Here is a 21,107-nt window from a genome sequence, read left to right on the forward strand (position 1 = left end):
CAAGATGACCACGACTCACAAGGAGCTGCCGGCTGCTGCGGCACCCGGCAACTCGCTCGGCGACAAGATCCGCGCCGCCTTTGCCTTCGGCAAGGTGCGCTGGGGCATGCTGGCGCTGGTGTTCTTCGCGACCACGCTGAACTACATCGACCGTGCCGCGCTTGGCGTGCTGCAGCCGGTGCTGGCCAAGGCCATGGCCTGGACCGCGCAGGATTACGCCAACATCAACTTCTGGTTCCAGGTGGGCTACGCCATCGGCTTTGCGCTGCAGGGCCGGTTTATCGACATGGTCGGCGTCAAGCGCGCGTTCGCGCTAGCGGTACTGCTGTGGAGCATCGCGTGTGGTGCCCATGCCTTTGCGGCGTCCGCGGTCGGCTTCATGATCTGCCGCTTCTTCCTTGGCTTGTCGGAGGCGGCCAACTACCCCGCCTGCGTCAAGACCACGCGCATCTGGTTCCCGGCGAGCGAGCGCGCCATCGCCACCGGCATCTTCAATGCCGGCACCAATGTCGGCGCGATGCTCACGCCGATCATGCTGCCGCTGATCCTGCAGGCCTGGGGCTGGCAGGCGGCCTTTATCGTCATCGCCTCGCTGGGTGCGATCTGGCTGGCGTTCTGGTATGCCCGCTACCACAACCCGGAACAGCACCCGACCGTCAGCGCCACCGAACTGGCCCACATCACGCACGACGTCGAACCGCCGCCGCACCGCATCCGCTATTCGCAAATCCTGCGCATGCGCGGCACCTGGGCTTTTGCCCTGGCCTACGCCATCACCGCGCCGGTGTTCTGGTTCTACCTGTACTGGCTGCCGCCGTTCCTGAACCAGCAGTACCAGCTCGGCATCAGCGTCACGCAGATGGGCCTGCCGCTGATCGTGATCTACCTGGCGGCCGACGTGGGCAGCGTGGGCGGCGGCGCGCTGTCGTCGTGGCTGATCAGCCGCGGCATGCCGGCAGTGCGTGCGCGCCTGCTGTCGATGCTGATCTTCGCCGCATGCATCACCTCGGTGGTGATGGCCGCCGGCGCCAGCAGCCTGTGGATGGCCGTGGCCGCGATCTCGCTCGCGATCGGCGCGCACCAGGCGTGGACGGCGAACATCTGGAGCATGGTGATGGACTACACGCCCAAGCATGTGGTCAGTTCGGTGTTCGGCTTCGGCGGGATGATCGGCGCCATCGGCGGCATGTTCATGACGCAGCTGGTCGGCTACGTACTGACATCGACGCACAACAATTATGCGGTGCTGTTCACGATGATCCCCTGCGCCTACTTCATCGCGCTTACCTGGCTGTTCTTCCTCGCCCCGCGCAAGGTGCCGGAAGTCGCCTGACGCCTTTCGATGTTGCCTGACCCGGCGGGGGCGTTCGCCCCACCGCCAATAAAACACAGAGACAAAGCTCCAATGCAAAAACGAATGATTGCGCTGCTCGCGCTGGGCGCGGGCAGCCTGCCCGCGCTCGCCCAGACTTCCGGTGGCGTCACGCTCTACGGGCTGCTGGATACCACCATCCGCTACAGCACCCATGAAGACGCGGCCGGCCACAGCCGCACGCAGATGACCGATGGCGTGCTGACCGGCAGCCGCTGGGGCCTGCGCGGCACCGAGGATATCGGTGGCGGCAACAAGGCGTGGTTCATCCTGGAATCGGGCTTCTCGCCCGACACCGGCACCAGCCAGCAGGGCGGACGGCTGTTCGGGCGCACCGCCGTGATCGGGCTCGACGGCGGCTACGGCAAACTGGCGATCGGCCGGCAGTACACGCTGGCCCACGAGGTGCTGTCGTCCTACGAGGCGATGGCCTTCGCCAACAACTCCATCGTCGGCTACCAGGGCGGCAACTACACCGGGCTGCGCTACGACAACACCGTCAAGTACATCAAGAGCTTCAACGGCCTGCAGGTGGCGGCGGCCTACACCTTCGGCGAGGTGCCGGGCAGCATCAAGAGCGGCTCGGCGGCGGCCGGGTCGCTGGTCTACAGCTCAGGGCCGCTGGAGATCGGCTCGGTCTACCAGCAGACGCAGAACGTGACTTCGGCCTTCTTCGGCGCGGTGCCGGCGGCGCAGGCCAGCAAGCAGACGGTGTGGGGCGTGGGCGGAACGTGGAAGGCGGCGCGGGCGCAATACTACCTCGGCTATACCAGCAACCGGCTGGATGTGGCGGACTACCGCAACAACGTCGGCTATGTGGGGACGCGGTTCAATATTACCGACGCGCTGGCGCTTATCGGCACGCTGCAGTACGACTGGCTGCGCCATGCGGGGCAGGGTGGCAAGCGGCTGACCACGGCGGGCATGCTCGACTACAACTTCAGCAAGCGCACTGATGTGTATGTGGAGGTGGACTACACCCACCTTCAGGGGCAGTGGATTGCGTTGAACAGCTCGCCGACGTTTGCTAACAGTGGGAATACTTATGGCAATGCGTCGCGCATCGGGGTGATGGCGGGGGTGCGGCATAAGTTCTGATGGGCCGGGATTTGACCGCGATTGCGCACAGCGATGCGCTGCCAAGTCCCGCAAGCCGGCCCCCTCTCCCGCTTGCGGGAGAGGGGAGCAAACCGGCAGCGGGCTCAGGCCCGCGGTAAGTGTCAAGCCGTCACTGACTGCACCAGCGCCTCAACCGCCAACCCATACCCCTTCACCCCCAGCCCCGCCATCACCGCCCGCGCCACCGGCGAAATCCACGAATGGTGCCGGAACGCCTCGCGCGCGTGGACATTGGAGATGTGGTACTCGACCAGCGGCACCGCCGCGCCCTTGATCGCATCATGCAGCGCGATCGACGTATGAGTGAGCGCCCCCGCATTCAGCACCACGCCGACCATTTCCCCCTGCGCGCATAGCCGCCCCGCCTCATGGATCCAGTCGATCAGCTGGCCTTCATGGTTGGTCTGCCGGCATTGCGCCTCCAGCCCCAGCCGCTGCGCGGCTTGCTGGCAGATGCGTTCCACATCGGCCAGCGATTCACTGCCATAGACCGCGGGCTCGCGGGTGCCGAGCAGGTTGAGGTTGGGCCCGTTGAGCACCAGTACTGTCTTCATCGTGTCTCCTGGATTGGGCCGCGGCGCTGGCGCGGCCATCGCCGATAGCCTATCGTTAGTCCCTTCATCCCATCATCGACCGCCATGGAAACTCAGAATGCGCTGACGGCGAACAATGACCCGTTCCTGCGGGACCTGCGGCTGTTTTGCACGGTGGCGCGACGCGCCAGCTTTATCGCCGCCGCCAACGAGACCGGCATTTCGCCGGCACATGTCAGCAAGCGCATCGCCATGCTCGAAGCCATGCTGGGAGCGAAGCTGTTCCACCGCACCACGCGCCGCGTCAGCGTGACCGCCGAGGGCGAGAGCGCCTTTGCGTGGGCGCAGAAGATCCTGGAAGACGTCGACGGCATGCTGGAAGCCGTGGGTGCCACCGGGGGCGAGCCACGCGGGCTGCTGCGCATCGCCACCAGCGTGCGGCTCGGGCGCAGGCATGTGGCACCGGCGCTGTCGCGGCTGCGGCAGCAGCATCCGGGGCTGGAGGTCTGGCTGGAGCTGCTCGACCGGCGCGTCGACCTGATCGGCGAAAGCTTCGACCTCGACATCCGCGTGGGCGAGGTCGAGGAGCCGCACCTGATCGCCAGCAAGATCGCCAGCGGCAGCCGCGTGCTGTGCGCTGCGCCCGCCTACCTCGCGCGGCGCGGCATGCCGGAGCACCCGGGCGAGCTGCCCCGGCACGACTGCCTGCTGCTGCGCGAACGCGACCAGGCCTTTGGCGTATGGCGGCTGCAAGGACCTGACGGGTGGGAGACCGTGAAAGTGACCGGGCCGATGGCATCGAACCACAGCGACGTGACCCACCAGTGGGCACTGGAAGGTTTCGGCATCATCATGGCTTCGGTCTGGGACGTGGCCGCCAGGGTGCGCGCCGGCGAACTGGTGCGCGTGCTGCCGGACTGGCAGCAGCCGGCCGATATCTGGGCCGTGACCAGCGCACGGGCGTCGGCCTCGGCGCGGATGCGGGTTTGCCTCGACTTCCTGAAGACGCAGCTGTCGCAGGGGCCACACGCCTTGACGGCGACCCTGGACTAAGAACCCGTTTCACGGGTTCTAAAGCACCCGCATGATCAGCAGCGCGGTGTCTTGCAACACCTGCAATACCCGGTCCAGCGCCTGCTGTGCGGTCTCGTCGCCGATCGGCATATTGACCGACAGCGCGGCGATGACCTTGCCGTGGCGGTCGCGCAGCGGCACGGCGATGCCGCGCACACCGGTCTGCAGCTGCTGCTCCAGCATCGCATAGCCCTGCGCGCCGGCCTTGCGGATCTCTTCAAGCAGGCGCTCATGCTGCAGGATGGTGTAAGGGGTGTAGGGCGCGAGCACGACAGATTCCAGCCATTCGCGCACCTGCTGCTCAGGGCGCGAGGCCAGCATCATCACCCCGGCCGAGCCCAGCGGCGCCGGCACCCGTGCCCCCAGCACGAAGCCGGTGCTCATCACGCGGCTGGTGCTGGTGCGGGCGATAAACACCAGCTCCCAGCCATCGAGCACGCTCAGGTAGGCCGCCTCGCCGAGCTGCGCGGTGATTTGCTGCAGGAACGGCTGCACCGTGCGCGGCAGCCGTGCCGAGTCAAAATAAGACCAGCCCACCTTGAGCACGCGCGGCGTCAGGCTGAACAGCGTGCCGTCGCTGGTGGTGTAGCCGAGGTGCTCCAGCGTCAGCAGGTAGCGACGCGCAGCCGTGCGCGTCAGGCCGGTCAGCTGCGCCGCCTGCGTGGGCGTGAGGCGCGGATGGTCGTTGTCGAAGGCCTCCAGGATGGCCAGGCCTTTTTCCAGCCCGGCGATCCAGTCGCGCCGGCTCAGCGGTTCTTTTTCCATGGTTAACCCGAATTTCGCGCGAGGGATGATCGCAGTGGAGCGATTGTCGCACGCATGCGCGCGAATTGTGGTTGTTGACGAGCTGGCTCGCCCCTAACCTTTGGGGCAATACTGTCGCCACCTCGCAATCGCCATGACCGCAGCCCGCAGGCCTCTCCCGAAATCGATCGCCACCGTCTCGCTGTCCGGCACGCTGCCGGAAAAACTGGAAGCCGCCGCGGCCGCGGGCTTCGACGGCGTGGAGATCTTCGAGAACGACCTGCTGCACTTCGACGGCTCTCCCGCCGAGGTGCGGCGCATGGCGGCCGACCTCGGCCTGCAGATCCTGCTCTACCAGCCGCTGCGCGACTTCGAGGCCATGCCGGATGACCTCTTTGTCCGCAATATGGCGCGCGCCGAACGCAAGTTCGACGTGATGGAGCAGCTTGGCGCGGAGATGGTGCTGGTGTGCAGCAATGTGCAGGAGGTGGCCATCGACGACCCCGCCCGCGCTGCCGCCGACCTGCGCCGGATGGCGGAGGCCGCCGCGCGGCGCGGGCTGCGCGTCGGTTACGAGGCGCTTGCCTGGGGCCGCCATACGCGCCGATGGCTGCAGGCGTGGGACATCGTGCAGCGCGCCGACCACCCCGCGCTGGGGCTGGTGCTGGACAGCTTCCATACGCTGTCGCTGGGCGATTCGCTGCAGGGCCTGGACGTTGTGCCGGCGGACAAGATCTTCTTTGTGCAACTGGCCGACGCGCCACGCCTGTCGATGGACGTGCTGTCGTGGAGCCGCCACCACCGCAACTTTCCCGGGCAGGGCGACCTGCCGGTGACCGATTTCGCCCGCGCCGTGCTGCAGGCGGGCTACAACGGGCCGTTGTCGCTGGAGGTCTTCAACGACGACTTCCGCGCGGCGCCGGCACGGCTGACCGCGCAAGACGGGTTGCGCTCGCTGATCTGGCTGGAGTCCGAGGCTGGCGGCACGCCGCTGCCTGCGCCGCCGGTACTGGGTGGCGTGGATTTCGTCGAGTTTGCCGTCGATTACGTGGCTGGCCGCGAACTCGCGCAACGGCTGGAATCGCTTGGCTTTGCCCATGCCGGCCGCCATCGCTCCAAGGCGGTCGACCTGTACCGCCAGCGCGGCGTCAACCTGATCCTGAATGCCGAGCAGGACAGCGCCGCCGCCGAGCACTTCCAACTGCACGGCCCGTCGGTGTGCGCCATCGGCCTGAAAGTGGACGACGCACGCCGCGCCGTGGCGCGCGCCCGCGCGCTGCTGTGCAAGGAGTGGCGCGAGCCGGTGGGGCCCGACGAGCGCGTGATTCCCGCGCTGCGCTCGCCCGACGGCATGCTGTTCCACCTGATCGACGACCGCGACGCCGACCGCAGCATCTATGAGAGCGACTTCCTGCTCGATACGCCCGCGCAAACCGTCCACCACGGCGCCGGGTTGTCTGCCATCGACCATATCGCGCAGGCGCTGCCGGCGAACCGGCTCGACAGCTTCGTGCTGTTCTACCGCTCGGTGTTCGCCATGCGGCCGGAGGCCGTGCATGAGATCGCCGATCCGTATGGCCTGGTGAAGAGCCGCGCCATGGTCAGCCCCGGCCAGCATGTTCGCATCCCGCTCAACGTGTCCGAGAGCGGCCGCACCGCCACCGGGCGCTTTGTCGCCGCTTACGCGGGCTCGGGCGTGCACCACATCGCCTTCCGGTCGGAACGCATCGGGCAGACGCTGGAAGCCATCGACCGCACCCGCGCCGCGATGCTCCACGTGCCGGACAACTACTACGACGACGTGGCCGCGCGGCTCGCGCTCGACGACGCGCTGTTGGAACGCCTGCAAGGTCTCGGCCTGCTCTACGACCGCGACGCCCACGGTGAATTCCTGCACGCCTACACCGAGCCGTTCCACGAACGTTTTTTCTTCGAACTCGTGCAACGCAGCGGCTACACGGGGTACGGCGCGGTCAACGCTTCGGTGCGCATGGCCGCACAGGCGCAGCTGCGGCACAGCTGAACATCATCGTCACCCGCTCACAACATTCCCTACAGGAGACATTCCATGCAAGAGCCGTGCATCATTTCCGTGGCCATCACCGGTTCCGTGCCGCGCAAGAAGGACAACCCGGCCGTGCCCATTTCGGTGGCTGAACAGATCGAAAGCACGCACGCCAGCTATGAGGCCGGCGCCACGCTGGTTCACCTGCACGTGCGCGACGAACTGGAAAATTCGAGCTCCGATCCGACGCGATTCGCCGCGCTGCAGGAAGGCACCCACAAACACTGCCCGGGCATGATCGTGCAGTTCTCCACCGGCGGACGCGGCCGCGAGGCCAGCCAGCGCGGCGCGATGCTCCATCTGCGGCCAGACATGGCTTCGCTTGCCACCGGCTCGGTCAACTTTCCCACCAGCGTCTACGAGAACCCGCCAGACTTCGTGCGCACGCTGGCCACCACGATGCGGGAATTCCACGTCAAGCCGGAAATCGAGATCTTCGACCTGGCGATGCTCTACAACACGGCGGAACTGGTGAAAGAAGGGCTGATCGCGGCGCCGCCGCACGTGCAGTTCGTGTTCGGCATCCGCAATGCGCTGCCGGCGCGGCGCGAGATCCTGACGTTCCAGGTCGAGCAACTGCAAAAGCTGTTGCCGGGCGCGACATGGACGGCCGCCGGCATCGGCCGCCACCAGCTGGAAGTCAATCACTGGACGCTGGAGCTCGGCGGGCACTGCCGTACCGGTCTGGAAGACAACATCCGCTGGGACAAGGACACACTGGCAGCCAGCAACGCGCAACTGGTTGGCCGCGTGGCGCAGCTTTGCGGGCAGTACGGCCGGGCGGTGGCAACGCCGGCACAGGCGCGGGCGCTGCTCGGGCTGGACTGACGGCGGTAGCGGGGCGGCTATGTCGCCCCGACGGGCCGCCCCGGCAGTTCCCGGTCGCGGGCCGCCGCCACAGTGCCGCCCACGCCGCTGGCGGCGATCACCGCAACGCCGAGCACGGACCACGCATCGGGCAGATAGGCGAATGCCAGCCAGCCGCCAAGCATCGCAAAGGCGATCTGCAGATAGAGATAAGGGGTAAGCAGGCTGACCGGCGCGCGCGCATAGGCAAGGACCAGGAACAGGTGGCCGGCGGTGCCGGCGAGCGCCATGCCAGCGAGCAGGCACCAGTGCAATGCCGTGAGTTGCGAGGTCCATGCGCTCGGCAGCGCTGCCGAGAGCAGCACCGTGGCAACGCAGCCTGTATAGAAGTGCGTGGTCCCGACGCCATCGGCACGGGTCAGCACGCTGGTCAGCAACTGGTATGCGGCATTGGACAGCACTGCCCCCAGCGGCAACAGCATCGCGGGCTGCAGGCCAGCGCCCGGCCGGATCACCACCAGGGCCCCGACAAATCCCGTCAACAGGAAGAGCCACCGCACGGCCGACACGCGTTCGCCAAGCATGGCTGCCGCGGCCAGCGCCATCGCCAGCGGCGTCAGGCTCACAACTGCGGTGAACTCGCCCACCGGCAGGACCTGCAGGCTGAAGAACGCGCACATGCTGGACAGCAGCATCGTCACGGCACGCGCGCATTGCAGCAGCGGCCGCCGCGTGCGCAGCAAGGCCCGGCCGCGCGCGGGCAGCAAGACCGCGGCGGTCAACGCCGCCTGCACGAGATAGCGCAGCCACAGCGCCATGACGACTGGCACTGCCGCGCCGGCAATCTTCGTCAGCGTATCGAGCGTGGCGAAGCACGCTACCGCGGCAATCATCAGCGCGATGCCCTGCAGTGCCCGGGCGCCTCCCATGCGAATCACGCCGCAGGCCGGCAAGCTGCGCCTGCCACGGCCATCCTTCTCTGCACCATGTCACCGATCCACGTTGGCTTTGTCTTCGATGTGCAGGTTACTGGCAGCAGCGGGCGTCATGACGGCAATGGATGGAAAGTCAGAATTCGCTGGCAGCGAATAATCCGGCTGGGCGACGGAGAAAGCGCCGGCACGGGATCAATGATGGAGGCGATCAGTGAACCAAGCCGCCCTTGACGAAGCGTACCGGCTCGGCATCCATGCGCAACAGCAGCGCGGTCAGGCCGTCTGGAGCCGGCGCGGCATTGCGCGAGGTGTTGGCGGTGGGCGCCGACACGCACACAAGATCCGCATCGGACCATTGCCGGCCCGGTGCACCGCGCGCTCGCAGCCAGCCTGCGCGATCCGCCAGCAACTGGGTACCGGCCAGCCGCGCAGGCGCTTCGCCGGCGATCGATGCCACTGCCTGCCACGCATGCGGCGACGTGGCCGTGCAGCCGGCGCGAAAGCGCGGCACCTGCGCCGGCGCCTTGCCGTCCTGCGTCACCAGCACGGTCAGGAAGCGCGGATCCTCGTACGGAAGGGACTCCACACCATCGACTGCCACCAGCCGCACCCGCTGGCCGCCGCGCCATTGCGACAGCGCCAGCGGCGCATCGCTGCCGCAGCGGATCGCCATCTCCGGCAGCCGCAACGGCACTGGCCAGTTGCTATCGGCGCCGGCGCCACTGCCGGCGGACAGCGCCTTCATGTAGTCGATCACGGCCCATGCCTCACGGTCGCCAAACTGGCTACGCAAGCCTGGCATGGTGAGCCGGCCGTGGCGGTCGCGCATGCCGGCGAGTACGTGCCAGAACAGTTCGCCATCGGCGCGGCGCGCGAGCAGGGGGCTGACCAGGGTTGGAGGCCACTGGGCGAGGGTTGCGGCCAAAGGCCCTTCGCCACGGCCATCGGCACCGTGGCAGCCGGCGCAGTGCTGCGCATAGACGCGCGCGCCGAGCGCGATCGCATCGACGGAAAAGCGGGTAGGGCTGGCGTGAAAGCTGGTCGGCATGGCAGGGCCGAGCAGCAGCGATGCCTTAGGCCACGGCGCCACCAACAGGGCCAACGCACCAGCCCCAAGCAGCACCACGCGCTGACGCCGCCACGCCAGCGCTACGCTGACGGCCAGCACGGCAAAGCCGATGGCGCAAACGCTCAGGCCGACCTGGCGGGCGAGGCCAAGGTCGATCAGCAGCGTTTCTCCGGCGATTCGCCGCGCCCACGGCCACGCCGGCTGTCCATGGCTGTCGCCGGTCAGGCCCAGGGCGTGCCACAGCGACAGCAAGCCAAGCTGGCATTTCTCGATCAGCACAAGCAGCGCATTCAGCCATGCCTGCGGAGGCGGGCCGCTCATGGCGCGGCCCGCGGGGTAAAGCGATGGGGCATTACCAGCTCGCGTCCAGTCCCACGTGGCGCAGCGCTTCGTGCCGCAGACCGGTCAGCCGCGGATCGCCGCGATGGCGCGGGTAGGGCAGGTCGACCCGGATCTCTGCCGTGATGCGTGCCGGACGCTGGCTGAAGATGATCACGCGCTGCGCCAGGAACAGCGCTTCCTCCACGTCGTGCGTGACCAGCAGCGCCGAGAAGCGCGAGCGTTGCCACAGTTCGACCAGGTCGCTCTGCATCGCCAGCCGCGTCAGCGAATCCAGCTTGCCCAGCGGCTCGTCCAGCACCAGCAGGCGCGGATCGTTGACCAGCGCGCGCGCCAGCGCCACGCGCTGCGCCATGCCACCGGAGAGCTGGTGCGGGAAGGCGCGCGCAAAGGTTTCCAGGCCCACGCGCCGCAGCGCGTCATCCACGCGCGGGCGCTGGCTTGCCAGCACGCCGCGCGCCTGCAGGCCCAGCGCGACGTTGTCCCATACGCGCCGCCACGGGTACAGCGTGGGATCCTGGAATACCACGATGCGCGACGGGTCCGGCTCGGTGATCGGGGTGCCGTCCTGCAGGATCCCGCCGGAGGCGGGCTGGTCCAGCCCTGCCACCAGCCGCAGCAGCGTGGACTTGCCGCAACCGCTGGGCCCCAACAGCGCGACGAATTCGCCCGGTGCGACGCTCAGGTCAACGTCGTCCAGCACCTGCAGCCGGTCGCCGCCGCTGCCGAACCAGTGGCTGACCTGATGGATGTCGATGCGGGCACCGGTCAGCGCTTCCGGGGCCTCGCTCCCCACGGCGTTGACTTCCCTCTCCCGCCGTTCTGCAACACTCACCATTTCACCGTCCCCTTCTGCCACGACAGCACGCGGTCACGCGCCACGAACAGCAGCGTGATCACGCCCGAGAACAGCAGCGCCATCACGATCAGCGCCGCATACATGTTGACGTACGAAGCCCAGCCCTGCGCCCACGTCAGGTACCAGCCCAGGCCCGACTTCACGCCCATCATCTCCGCCGTCACCAGCACCGAGAACGAAGCGCCCAGTCCCATGAACAGGCCGACGAATACCTGCGGCAGCGCCGCCGGGATCGCCACGCGCAGCACCAGGAACCAGCCCGAGGCGCCCATGGTGCGCGCCACGTCGTAGTAGCTCTTGTTGACGCCGGCCACGCCTGACCACGTCAGCACCGCGACCGGGAAGGCCGTGGCCAGCGCGATCAGGAACACCGCGGCGGAATAGCTCGACGGGAAGAAGTAGAAGGTCAGTGGCAGCAGCGCGGTCGATGGCAGCGGGCCCAGCACGCGCAGCACCGGATGCACCCAGTAGCCGATGCGGCGCGACCAGCCGATCGACACCCCCACCAGGAAGCCGGCCAGTCCACCATAGGCCACGCCCAGCCCGAGCAGCCTGAGCGTGTTCAGCACGCTGTCGCCCAGCCGCCGCCAGTCGTCGGCATAGACCTCGATCAGCGCCTGTGGCGGCGCGAAGAAGGGCGTGGGCAGGATGGCGGTCTTGGCGGTCAGGGTTTCCCACGCGGCCAGGGCCACGGGCAGCGCCACCAGCCACGGGCCGGCGGCGCGCAGCGCGGCCAGCGCGCGTTGCGCCGCCCGGACCCGCTGGCCGGCCAGCGCAACCAGTGCCAGCAGCGCGGCGCCCGCCAGCGCGGCGATGCCCAGTTCCGCCGTATAGGCCCAGTCGCTGAAGCCCACCGCCTGGTTGGGCCACAGCCACGTCAGCGCGCCGAACGCGGCCCATGCCAGCGCGGCGAGGATGCCGGTGGCCCAGACCGGGCCGGACGCGCGCGCGCTCGCGGCGGCATGCGGCACGGGGGCCGCGGCTGGCTTGCGCGCCAGCCCGGCGTCGAATGCAGGTTGGCTTGTCGTCATGGCATCACCCCAGGACATTGGCGTAGACGTGCTGTGCCAGGCGTTTGGCATCGGTGGTCTTCTTCAGCACGCCGATGCGGCGGAAATCATCGGCGTAGAAGGCGATCTCGTCGCGCAGGTCGACGCCGGTAGGGTGGTGGGTATAGGTCAGCGTGGCGTAGAGCTTGCGCAGGTCTTCCGGGTTGATCTTGGGCGAGTACTTGGCGAAGACCCTGGCGGCCTCGTTGGGGTTCTCGTTGACGTAGTCGGTGGCCTGCACGATGGCGCGCGCCAGCGACGTGGCGGCGGGGCGGTCGTTGCGCACCAGCTCGCCGCGGGCGCCGACCACGCAGCAGACCTTGCGCGCGTACTCGCCGGTGAGGTTGGTGGCCAGTTCCACGTAGGCGCCGTTGGTGCGCTTCTCCAGCAGGTAGAGGTTGGGGTCGCCGTCGGCGATCGCCTGGATCTCGCCCTTGTCGACCGCCACGCCCAGAAGGTCGGCCGGGTATTGGCGCCAGGTGATGTCCTTGTCCGGGTCGATGCCGTTCTTGGCCAGCAGGATGGTGAAGAAGTGCTTGCCCGGCGCAGCCAGGTCGCTGACGCCGACGGTCTTTCCCTTCAGCTGCTGCAGGCTGGTGACTCCCGCCGCTTTCGATCCGACCAGCCGCACGCAGCCGCCGTGCGAGCTGCCGATGATCTTGACGTCGAAACCGGCTTCCAGCGGCTTGAGCCAGCGGTGGATCATGCCGACCGCGGCATCGGCCTTGCCGGTGGCGATCGATTCCAGCAACTGGTCGGTCGAGCCGCTGTAGTTGATCAGGTCGACCTGCAGGCCGTTCTTCTCGAAGAAGCCCTTCTCCTGCGCCACCACGATCGGCGTCAGGCAGAAGGAGTTCTGGTTCCACGCGAAGGTCAGCTTGCGCGGCGCCGACCAGGCCTGGCGGCCCAGGATCAGCGACGGCGCGGCGATGGCCGCGGCGCCGGCCAGCCGCAGCACGCTGCGTCGGCGCGGGTCGGCATGATTGTTGTTGTCCTGGCTCATGGTGAGACTCCCCGTCTTCGTTGTGTTGTGTGGTGCGGCCGTCAGGCGGCCTTGCGCTGCGCCTGCTGCGCGGCGTCGTGCTGCGCTACCAGCGCGCGCACGCGCGGAATCAGCTCGCGGCCATAGTCGATGGCGTCTTCCAGCGGATCGAAGCCGCGGATCAGGAAGGTGGTGACGCCCAGTTCGTAGTACGCCAGCAGGGCCTGCGCCACCTGCTCCGGCGTGCCGACCAGGCCGGTGGAGTTGGAGCGCCCGCCGGTCTCGCGCGCGATCGCGGTCCACAGGCGCTGGTCGACCCGGTCGCCTTTGTCGGCCGCCGCGAGCAGGCGCCGTGCGCCTTCGCTCTGCTGAGGGCCGCCGCGGCTGTAGCCGGCCTGCACGCGCAGGGCGCGGGTGCGCTCCAGGATGCTGTCGGCGCGGGCCCAGGCTTTTTCTTCGGTCTCGGCCAGCACCGGGCGGAACGACACCGAGAAGCGCACCGTGCGGCCGTGCTGCGCGGCTTCGGCACGCACGCGGCCGGTCAGCTCGCGCACCTGCCCGAGCGACTCGCCCCACAGCGCGTAGACGTCGGCATGCTTGCCGGCGACAGCCAGCGCCGCTTCCGAGGCGCCGCCGAAATAGATCGGCACATGCGGCTGCTGCACCGGCTTGACCTCCGAAAAGCCCTGCGTAAAGCGGTAGAACTGGCCTTCGTGGTCGAACGGCGCGGGCTCGGTCCAGATGCGGCGCAGGATATGCAGGTACTCGTCGGTGCGCGCATAGCGCTGGTCATGGTCGAGGAAGTCGCCGTCGCGCTGTTGCTCGCTGTCCGACCCGCCGGAGATGAAGTGCACCCCGAGGCGGCCGCCGCTGAACTGGTCGAGCGTGGCGATCTGGCGCGCCGCCAGCGTCGGCGCGGTAAAGCCGGGGCGGTGCGCCAGCATGAAGTGGATGCGCTCGGTCACGCTAGCCGCGTAGGCGATGGTCAGCGTTGCCGACGGCCCGGTGGAATGGTGCGGCACCAGGATGCGGTCGAAGCCGGCCTGCTCGTGGGCCTGGGCAAAGGCGCGCACATAGTTGCGATCGATCACCGGGCCTGACGGCGGATGGATCTCGGACTGCTTCTGGCTCTGGATCATGCCGATGAAATCGACGCTCATGCGCGTTCTCCTGTGTTCGGTGAGGGCGGCAGCGTGACCGCCCGGATGGTGTTGGGCTGAGGCAGAAAGTACGACAGGCGCGCGCGCTCGCTAACGAATAAAAACGACGGTCCATATTCAATATGCGTCGTTTTCGGAATGCGGTGCCGGCGCTACGCTACTGTCCTGGTCCGCAGATGGCTTGCCAGAATGAAATCGTCCAGTTGGTCGTCAGGCTAGGCGCGAGGAGGCGCGATAGCCGTAGCTATGGCAACGACGCGCAACGACGCATGGCGGCCAACTGGGCGATTTCATGGCAAGGTATTTGCGGAACAGGACACTTTGCGGCATTCGGTGCGGGCCGCGCGCCGGCAGCGCGCCTCGTCGTCATCCTTCCCGGAGTCTTTTTCCATGTCTTTAACGTCTACCCTGCGCAGGCTGCCCAGCAGCGAAGCGCGCCTTGGCGAGGTGCTGGCCGGGCTGTCCGCGCGCTTTGCCGCCAGTGCCGGCGCGCACGATGCCGTTGCCAGCTTTGCGCACGACAACTTTGCGCAGTTGCACGCCAATGGCCTGATTGCGCAGGTGGTGCCGCACGCGCAGGGCGGCGGCGGGGCGGGTCTGGCGCAGGCGCGCCGCATCGTGGCCGCGGTGGCGGGCGGCGATGCCGCAACCGCGCTGGTGCTGACCATGACCTACCTGCAGCACCGCGCGATTGCCCGCGCCGATTCGCACTGGCCGCAGACCGTGCGCGACCAGGTCTTTGCCAGTGCGGTGCAGGACGGTGCGCTGATCAATGCGCTGCGGGTGGAACCGGAACTGGGATCGCCGGCACGCGGCGGCCTGCCGGCCACGGTGGCCGCGCGCGTGGCCGACGGCTGGCGCATCAGCGGGCGCAAGCTGTACAGCACCGGCATCCCGGCGCTGCGCTGGCTCGCGGTCTGGGCGCGCACCGACGAACCGCAGCCGCGCGTGGGCGTGTTCCTGGTGCCCGGACCGGCGGCCGGCATCGCGGGCGTGCGCATCGTCGAAAACTGGAACCACCTTGGCCTGCGCGCTTCAGGCAGCCATGAGACCGTGCTCGACAACGTCTGGATCCCGCCTGACCACGCAGTCGATATCCGCCCGCCGTCAGCATGGGCGCCGGCCGGTGCCAGCCAGGCCGACATCGACGCCAACGCCGACCAGCAGGCCTGGATGATCGTGCTGCTGGGCAGCCTCTATGACGCGGTGGCACGCGCTGCCGCCGCATGGATCGGCGCTTTCGTTCGCGAGCGCGCGCCCGGCAGCCTGGGCGCGCCGCTGGCCACGCTGCCGCGCGTGCAGGAAGCGATCGGCGAGATCGCCGCGTTGCTGCGGACCAATCAGGTGTTGCTGGACGATGCCGCCGCGCGCACCGACGCGGGCGAGGCGCCCACGCCGGCCGACAGCGGGCTGCTCAAGTACACCGTGACCAGCAATGCGATCCGCGCGGTGGAGCTGGCGCTGCAGCTATCCGGCAACCACGGCCTGAGCCGCAACAACCCGCTGGAGCGCCACTACCGCGACGTGCTGTGCAGCCGCATCCATACGCCGCAGAACGATTCCATCCTGGTCGCCGCCGGGCGTGCGCAGCTTGGCCTGTAAGCGCGGGCCTGCCTGGCCGTGCTATGTTTGCGGCAGCACCGCCCCGCAGAGGGCCGCACCGCAGGCGCCCGGCGCGCCGGCAAACCAGAACGAGACACTCCGGAGTCATTCCCATGGGCAGCACCTCCACCCCCAACACGCTCGCGCCGCTGCGCGACTTCATCACCGGCCTGGCCGCGCTGCTGGACCAGCAGCCGGACGAGCCCCGCATCCTGCGCGAAGGCGGGGCGCTGCTGGCAAAGCTGGTTGCGCGCGACGACTGGCTGCCCGAAGCCTGGGCCCAGCCGCATCCCGAGTACTACCAGCAGCACCTGCTGCATTGCGATTCCGCCGAACGCTTCTCGGTCGTCAGCTTTGTCTGGGGGCCGGGCCAGCGCACGCCCATCCACGACCACACCGTATGGGGCCTGATCGGCATGCTGCGCGGCGCGGAAGACTCGCAACCGTTCGCGCTCGACGCTGGCGGCCGGCCTGTGCCGCATGGCGACGCCGTGCGCTTGCTGCCCGGTCAGATCGAGGCCGTATCGCCCACGGTCGGCGATATCCACCTCGTCAACAACGTGCATGACGACCGCGTCTCGGTCAGCATCCATGTGTACGGCGCCAATATCGGCGCGGTGCGCCGTTCGGTCTATGCCGAGGACGGCACGCGCAAGCCCTTTGTCTCCGGCTATTCCAACCGGACCCTGCCCAACCTGTGGGACCGTTCCCGCGAAGTTGCCCAGTCATGACCACGATTACTGCTACGCAAGCCGCACCGGCCTTTCCGACGTACTCGCGCGACGCGGTGCGCAAGGCGCTGCTCAACCGCGACGAGATCGCCTTGATCGATGTGCGCGAGGAAGATCCCTTCGCGCAGGAACACCCGCTATGGGCGGCCAATTTCCCGCTGTCCAGGCTTGAGATCGACGCGTGGGCGCGCATCCCGCGCCGCGACACCCTGATCGTCGTCTACGGCGAACATGCCGGCACTGACCTGGCGCCGCGCGCCGCGGCCGTGCTGCGCGAGCTGGGCTATACGCGCGTGCACCTGCTGGAAGGCGGACTGCGCGCCTGGATCGACGACGGCGGCGAGGTGTTCCGCGACGTCAACGTGCCGAGCAAGTCGTTCGGCGAAGTCGTCGAGGCCAGGCGCCACACGCCGTCGCTGGCCGCCGAGGAAGTGCAGGCATTGATCGACACCAGGGCCGATGTGGTGGTCGTCGATGCGCGCCGCTTCGACGAGTATCAGACCATGAGCATTCCCACTGCCACCAGCGTGCCGGGCGCAGAACTGGTGCTGCGCGTGCGCGAGCTGGCGCCTGATCCGCACACGCGTGTGATCGTCAACTGCGCCGGGCGCACGCGCAGCATCATCGGCACGCAGTCGCTGGTCAACGCCGGCATTCCCAACCCGGTGGCGGCGCTGCGCAACGGCACCATCGGCTGGACTCTGGCCGGCCAGCAACTGGACCACGGTGCCAGCCGCCGCGCCCCCGCCGCGGTCAGCGACGCCAACCGCGACAGCGCCCGCCGCGGCGCGCGTGAGATCGCCGACCGGGCCGGCGTGCGCCGCATTGCGCTGGCCCAGATCGAAACGCTGCAGCAGCCCGGCCGCACCGTGTACCGCTTCGATGTGCGCACGCCCGAGGAATTCGCCGACGGCCACCTGCCGGGCTTTGTCAACGCGCCAGGCGGCCAGCTGGTGCAGGAGACCGACCATTCCGCTCCGGTGCGCGGCGCGCGCATCGTGCTGGCGGATGATGACGACGTGCGCGCCAGCATGACCGGCTCATGGCTGGCGCAGATGGGCTGGGACGTCTGGGTGGTGGAACCGGTGGCCGCGGCAGCGCGCAGCGAAACCGGCGCGCTCAGCGCACCGGTGCCGGCGTCAGCGCCGGTATCGACCGTCACTGCGGCCGAACTGGCCACGTGGCTTGATGCAGGCGATCGCAGTACCGCTGTCCTCGACTTCACCACCAGCGCCAACTACGTCAAGCGCCATATTCCCGGCGCGTACTTCGTCATTCGCGCTCAACTGGCTGAGGCGCTGCCACGCATTCCGCAGCCCAGGCGCTACGTGCTCACCTGCGGTTCGAGCCTGCTGGCGCGCTTTGCCGCCGCCGACCTGCGGCGCCTGACCGATGCGCAGGTATTGGTGCTGGAAGGCGGCACCCAGGCGTGGATCGCCGCGGAACTGCCGCTGGAAAGCGGGGAAACGCGCCTGGCCTCGGAACGTACTGACCGCTACCGGCGGCCGTATGAGGGCACCGACAACCCGCGCGAGGCGATGCAGGGCTATCTTGACTGGGAATTCGGGCTGATCGCGCAACTGGAGCGCGATGGGACGCATGGGTTCAGGGTGGTGTAGGGCGCTGCATGATATGCACTGACGCTGCATATCATGCAGCGAGGCCGGCGACGGGGCGAGACCGGAAGGCCTAGAGGCGGATCAGCAGACGCATGGCCTCTTCCACCTTGCGAAGGTGATTGGCCGCCAGCGTGGCGACCGGCCGGCCGCCCATGAACCGGCGCTTGGATACCGCTCGGACCTGGTCGATCAGCAGGTCCGTCTCATAGGCCAGGCCAGGCAGCTTGCCCAGCGCGACCCGCAACGGAAAACAATCCTCGCGCTCGATTTGTGATGTTCCGGGCACGATGATCGTGGTCGGATGGCCGGCGTCGTTGAGCAAATCCGTCTGGATGACCAGCGCCGGCCGGTTGCGCTTGGCCGGCTCTTCCCGATGCGCCTGGGGATTGAGATCGACCTCCCAGATCTGCCCGCGCTTCAGCTCAGTCAAGGCCGTCTCCGGCCGATGTGTCCATGTCTTCGCTGGCGGCCAGGTGCTTTGCCGAGAGCTTGCGGGAAAGCATGGCGATACGGGAGGCCATTTCCCGCTCGTTCTTCTCGCGCACGGCATCGCGGATGTAGTCGGAAGTTTTTTGTCCCGATGCCTTTGCCAGCGCGCGAGTCTGGTCGGCCAGTTCTTCGCCGGCACGAAAGGACAAAGTCGTTCCTTGCATGAATGGCTCCGTACCTGGGTAATACGGAAGTATAGCGCTCATTTGTCTCTCATTTTTGTATTACAAAACCACCAACAGATGGATGCTCCGGCCGGCTTACAGGGTTTGGAAGCAGTGACCAGAGCGTGGCTGGGAAGTGGATTGGGCAGAAGTTGGAGGAGTCTGAAAGCCCTTGCAGGTGCCCGATCTCTCTACAGCAAGGGAACGAACGTAACGATTCCCTGTCAATCGTAATCGTTACGTTACAATGCTGTCCTGCAGCATCCCACCGGCCAGCCCCGACAGCGGGCCCGGGGCGATGCCGTCAATGCCCCGATCCAATGCGACTGTTGTACCTCCTGCTGACTGCCATGTGCTTGTCGCTGCTCTCCTTCGGAGCAGTGGCGGACGCGCGCGCGGCGTTGCAGGCGCAGGCCAGCGTTGACCTGGTGGACCTGGCGGCGGTGCAGCCTGTCGACGATCTGGGCCGGATCATCGTGCCCGGCGACGACGGTTTGCATGACGACGATATCTGCGACGACCCGCCCCCCGGGTACTGCAATATCTGGTCGGCGGATCTGCTCGATCCCCTCGACCTGCTCGACGAGATCGAGGAATCCAGCGCCCTGATTGCCTTGCCTCCAGTGAAGCTGCTGCTGCCCTCCGGGGACGTCGCCCAGCATCCGCCTGGCCGCGCCGAGCCGCCGCCTTCGGCCTTCTTCCGGCCACCCATTTCCCGCGCCTGAGCGTTTCCTGCGCCCGTACCGCACGCGCTGCCGCATGCCGCCGCCGTGCCGTGGGCCGCGCCCCCTTGTCTGATATCGCCAGCCTGCCTGCTGCCTGAGCGCGGGCAAGCCGCTGCCGTTGTGCGTCCTGCCGTGATCGCGTCCAAGTGACCGCTCGCCCCGGGGCGGGCGGCAGCATGGCGACAGGCAGCCGTATTGCTTGCTTTCCCGACTCATGACAACAACCAAGCTGACCCTGATCGCGTCGCTTTCGCTGATCGCGCTCGCCACCGCCCCGGCCCATGCCGGCGCACAAGGCGGGGTGTCCCCGAAGCCAACGGACGCGGCCGGTGCCGCGCCGGCCGCCCCCGCACCCCTGACCAAACCTGCTGCCGCACCCATGCCGGGCTCCGCCATCCTGGCGGCCGCGGCGGTGCCGAAGCCCGCATCCGCCGCATCGGCCGGCGTCCAGGCGGGACCCGCCTACTCGCTGCCCCAGCTGCTCGACCTGGCCCAGTCCACCAACAAGGGCGTGGCCGCCGCCGAGGCCGGTGTCGACGCCGCCAGCGCGGCCATCAGCAGCGCACGTGCCTATCCCAACCCGCAGGTGGAAGTGATGTACGGCCGCTTGTCCGGCAAGCAGCCGGGCGTGACTAGCGGCAATGCGCCCAGCTACGCCGTGGTGCAGAAGCTGGACTACCCGCACCAGCGCAGCCTGCGCGAGGCCATGGCCACCCGCGGGCTGGAGTCGTCGCAGGCCATGCGGCAAGGCTTCCGGGCCGACCTGGCCGCCCGCGTGAAGACCGCCTACTACGAGGTGCTGCGCCGTGAGAGCGAGCTGCATGCCGCCGAGGAAGACCTGGCGATGATGCGCCAGATCCATTCGCGGGCGCGGCTGCGCGTGGAGGTGGGCGAGGCGCCGCGCTATGAACTGATCAAGGCCGAGACCGAACTGCTGGCCTCGCAGAAGAACCAGCAGACCGCCGAGTTGCGCGTCAACCAGGCCAAGGCCGCGCTGCGCCAGCAGGTGGGCGGTGCCATGCCGGGCCAGTATTCGCTGGCCGGCACCCTGGGCCAGTCGCCCGACGTGCCGCCGCTGCCGGTGCTGCGCGACACCATGACCGCCAGCAATGCCGAGCTGGTCCAGCGCCGCATGGAGCTGGAGCGCGCACAGCTGGGCGTGAACTACCAGAAGTCGCTGCGCTGGCCCGAGGTGGCGGTGCGCGCCAGCACCGACCGCCAGCCTGACAACAACGTCTCGCAGATCGGCCTGGTCCTGACCATCCCGCTGTGGGACCGTCGCAGCGGCCCGGTGGGCGAGGCCACGGCGCAGGCCACGCAGGCGCGCAGCGCCCTGGAAGCGCGCGAGTTCGAGCTGACGCAGGAGCTGGAAGCCGCCTACCGCCAGTACGAGATCAACCAGGCCCAGGTGACGGCGCTTGAGTCCGGCATCGTGCGCGAGGCCGAGTCGGCGCTGGGCGTGGCCGAGTCCGCCTACCGCTTCGGCGAGCGCGGCATCCTGGACTACCTCGATGCCCAGCGCGTGCTGCGCGGCGCGCGCAATGAGCTGATTGCCGCCCAGTACGACGTGCAGGTGGCCGCCATCCAGATCGAAAAGCTTATGTCGACCGCCCCGGGCGCTACCGCAGCGCCGGGCCTGCAGCCGACCTCCACCATCGAACAGAAATAAC

Annotated in this window: 20 protein-coding genes; 10 read left to right on the forward strand and 10 right to left on the reverse strand. The window is 68.2% G+C overall.

The window, feature by feature from the left end; all coding sequences use genetic code 11:
* Window positions 1-4: 4 nt before the first annotated feature.
* A complete protein-coding gene (locus RS901_RS25210) occupies window positions 5-1,333 on the forward strand; it encodes an MFS transporter (RefSeq protein WP_316156864.1) in 1,329 nt (442 codons plus the stop codon).
* A 72-nt stretch (window positions 1,334-1,405) separates the two neighbouring features.
* The gene (locus RS901_RS25215; protein ID WP_316156865.1) at window positions 1,406-2,470 is read left to right on the forward strand and encodes a porin; all 1,065 of its coding nucleotides are present in this window, start codon (window positions 1,406-1,408) and stop codon (window positions 2,468-2,470) included.
* Between the two features lie 122 nt (window positions 2,471-2,592).
* Here the strand turns inward: RS901_RS25215 and aroQ are convergent, their stop codons facing one another.
* Window positions 2,593-3,045, reverse strand: a complete 453-nt coding sequence (gene aroQ, locus RS901_RS25220) for a type II 3-dehydroquinate dehydratase (protein WP_316156866.1) — start codon at window positions 3,043-3,045, stop codon at window positions 2,593-2,595.
* An 84-nt stretch (window positions 3,046-3,129) separates the two neighbouring features.
* Between aroQ and RS901_RS25225 the strand changes: the two genes are divergently transcribed.
* Window positions 3,130-4,077, forward strand: coding sequence for a LysR family transcriptional regulator (locus RS901_RS25225; RefSeq protein WP_316156867.1), 948 nt, complete (start codon window positions 3,130-3,132; stop codon window positions 4,075-4,077).
* Window positions 4,078-4,095: 18 nt separating this feature from the next.
* On the opposite strand, the gene RS901_RS25230 is transcribed toward RS901_RS25225, so the two are convergent.
* Window positions 4,096-4,863: an IclR family transcriptional regulator domain-containing protein gene (locus RS901_RS25230; protein ID WP_153953385.1), complete on the reverse strand. Its 768-nt coding sequence runs from the start codon at window positions 4,861-4,863 to the stop codon at window positions 4,096-4,098.
* Window positions 4,864-4,996: 133 nt separating this feature from the next.
* On the opposite strand from RS901_RS25230, the gene RS901_RS25235 reads away from it, so the two are divergent.
* Window positions 4,997-6,865 carry a bifunctional sugar phosphate isomerase/epimerase/4-hydroxyphenylpyruvate dioxygenase family protein gene (locus RS901_RS25235; protein WP_316156868.1) on the forward strand — a complete coding sequence of 623 codons (1,869 nt, stop codon included), beginning with the start codon at window positions 4,997-4,999 and terminating at the stop codon, window positions 6,863-6,865.
* A 45-nt stretch (window positions 6,866-6,910) separates the two neighbouring features.
* Window positions 6,911-7,735, forward strand: a complete 825-nt coding sequence (locus RS901_RS25240; RefSeq protein WP_316156869.1) for a 3-keto-5-aminohexanoate cleavage protein — start codon at window positions 6,911-6,913, stop codon at window positions 7,733-7,735.
* Window positions 7,736-7,752: 17 nt separating this feature from the next.
* Here RS901_RS25240 and RS901_RS25245 read toward each other — a convergent pair whose 3' ends face one another.
* From RS901_RS25245 to RS901_RS25270, 6 genes are all read right to left on the reverse strand, one after another.
* On the reverse strand, window positions 7,753-8,643 hold the full coding sequence (locus tag RS901_RS25245; protein ID WP_316156870.1) for a DMT family transporter: 891 nt from the start codon (window positions 8,641-8,643) through the stop codon (window positions 7,753-7,755).
* Between the two features lie 214 nt (window positions 8,644-8,857).
* Complete coding sequence (locus RS901_RS25250) at window positions 8,858-10,039, reverse strand: cytochrome c (RefSeq protein WP_316156871.1); 1,182 nt, start codon at window positions 10,037-10,039, stop codon at window positions 8,858-8,860.
* Window positions 10,040-10,070: 31 nt separating this feature from the next.
* Complete coding sequence (locus RS901_RS25255) at window positions 10,071-10,895, reverse strand: ABC transporter ATP-binding protein (protein WP_316156872.1); 825 nt, start codon at window positions 10,893-10,895, stop codon at window positions 10,071-10,073.
* Complete coding sequence (locus tag RS901_RS25260; RefSeq protein ID WP_316156873.1) at window positions 10,889-11,947, reverse strand: ABC transporter permease; 1,059 nt, start codon at window positions 11,945-11,947, stop codon at window positions 10,889-10,891. Before RS901_RS25260 ends, RS901_RS25255 begins: the two co-directional genes overlap by 7 nt.
* A gap of 4 nt (window positions 11,948-11,951) precedes the next feature.
* Complete coding sequence (locus tag RS901_RS25265; RefSeq protein ID WP_013953453.1) at window positions 11,952-12,968, reverse strand: ABC transporter substrate-binding protein; 1,017 nt, start codon at window positions 12,966-12,968, stop codon at window positions 11,952-11,954.
* A gap of 41 nt (window positions 12,969-13,009) precedes the next feature.
* Entirely contained in the window at window positions 13,010-14,107 is a 1,098-nt protein-coding gene (locus RS901_RS25270; protein WP_316156874.1) for an LLM class flavin-dependent oxidoreductase, read from the reverse strand.
* Window positions 14,108-14,497: 390 nt separating this feature from the next.
* Here RS901_RS25270 and RS901_RS25275 point away from each other — a divergent pair, with 390 nt between their 5' ends.
* From RS901_RS25275 to RS901_RS25285, 3 genes are all read left to right on the forward strand, one after another.
* Window positions 14,498-15,709 (forward strand): acyl-CoA dehydrogenase family protein, encoded by a 1,212-nt coding sequence (locus RS901_RS25275; RefSeq protein ID WP_316156875.1) that lies wholly within the window; start codon window positions 14,498-14,500, stop codon window positions 15,707-15,709.
* A gap of 113 nt (window positions 15,710-15,822) precedes the next feature.
* The gene (locus tag RS901_RS25280) at window positions 15,823-16,440 is read left to right on the forward strand and encodes a cysteine dioxygenase (RefSeq protein ID WP_316156876.1); all 618 of its coding nucleotides are present in this window, start codon (window positions 15,823-15,825) and stop codon (window positions 16,438-16,440) included.
* A complete protein-coding gene (locus RS901_RS25285) occupies window positions 16,437-18,059 on the forward strand; it encodes a rhodanese-related sulfurtransferase (RefSeq protein ID WP_316156877.1) in 1,623 nt (540 codons plus the stop codon). Before RS901_RS25280 ends, RS901_RS25285 begins: the two co-directional genes overlap by 4 nt.
* A 70-nt stretch (window positions 18,060-18,129) precedes the next feature.
* On the opposite strand, the gene RS901_RS25290 is transcribed toward RS901_RS25285, so the two are convergent.
* Together RS901_RS25290 and RS901_RS25295 are read right to left on the reverse strand one after the other, a co-directional pair.
* The gene (locus tag RS901_RS25290) at window positions 18,130-18,489 is read right to left on the reverse strand and encodes a type II toxin-antitoxin system PemK/MazF family toxin (protein ID WP_316156878.1); all 360 of its coding nucleotides are present in this window, start codon (window positions 18,487-18,489) and stop codon (window positions 18,130-18,132) included.
* Window positions 18,482-18,712, reverse strand: a complete 231-nt coding sequence (locus RS901_RS25295) for an antitoxin of toxin-antitoxin stability system (RefSeq protein WP_316156879.1) — start codon at window positions 18,710-18,712, stop codon at window positions 18,482-18,484. Before RS901_RS25295 ends, RS901_RS25290 begins: the two co-directional genes overlap by 8 nt.
* Before the next feature lie 320 nt (window positions 18,713-19,032).
* On the opposite strand from RS901_RS25295, the gene RS901_RS25300 reads away from it, so the two are divergent.
* Together RS901_RS25300 and RS901_RS25305 are read left to right on the forward strand one after the other, a co-directional pair.
* A complete protein-coding gene (locus tag RS901_RS25300) occupies window positions 19,033-19,437 on the forward strand; it encodes a cobalt-zinc-cadmium resistance protein (RefSeq protein WP_114130469.1) in 405 nt (134 codons plus the stop codon).
* Between the two features lie 214 nt (window positions 19,438-19,651).
* The gene (locus RS901_RS25305; protein WP_316156880.1) at window positions 19,652-21,106 is read left to right on the forward strand and encodes a TolC family protein; all 1,455 of its coding nucleotides are present in this window, start codon (window positions 19,652-19,654) and stop codon (window positions 21,104-21,106) included.
* The last annotated feature ends 1 nt before the right edge of the window (window position 21,107 follow it).

The sequence above is a fragment of the Cupriavidus sp. BIC8F genome (genome assembly GCF_032465815.1).
In the GTDB taxonomy this organism is placed as follows: Bacteria; Pseudomonadota; Gammaproteobacteria; order Burkholderiales; family Burkholderiaceae; genus Cupriavidus; species Cupriavidus necator.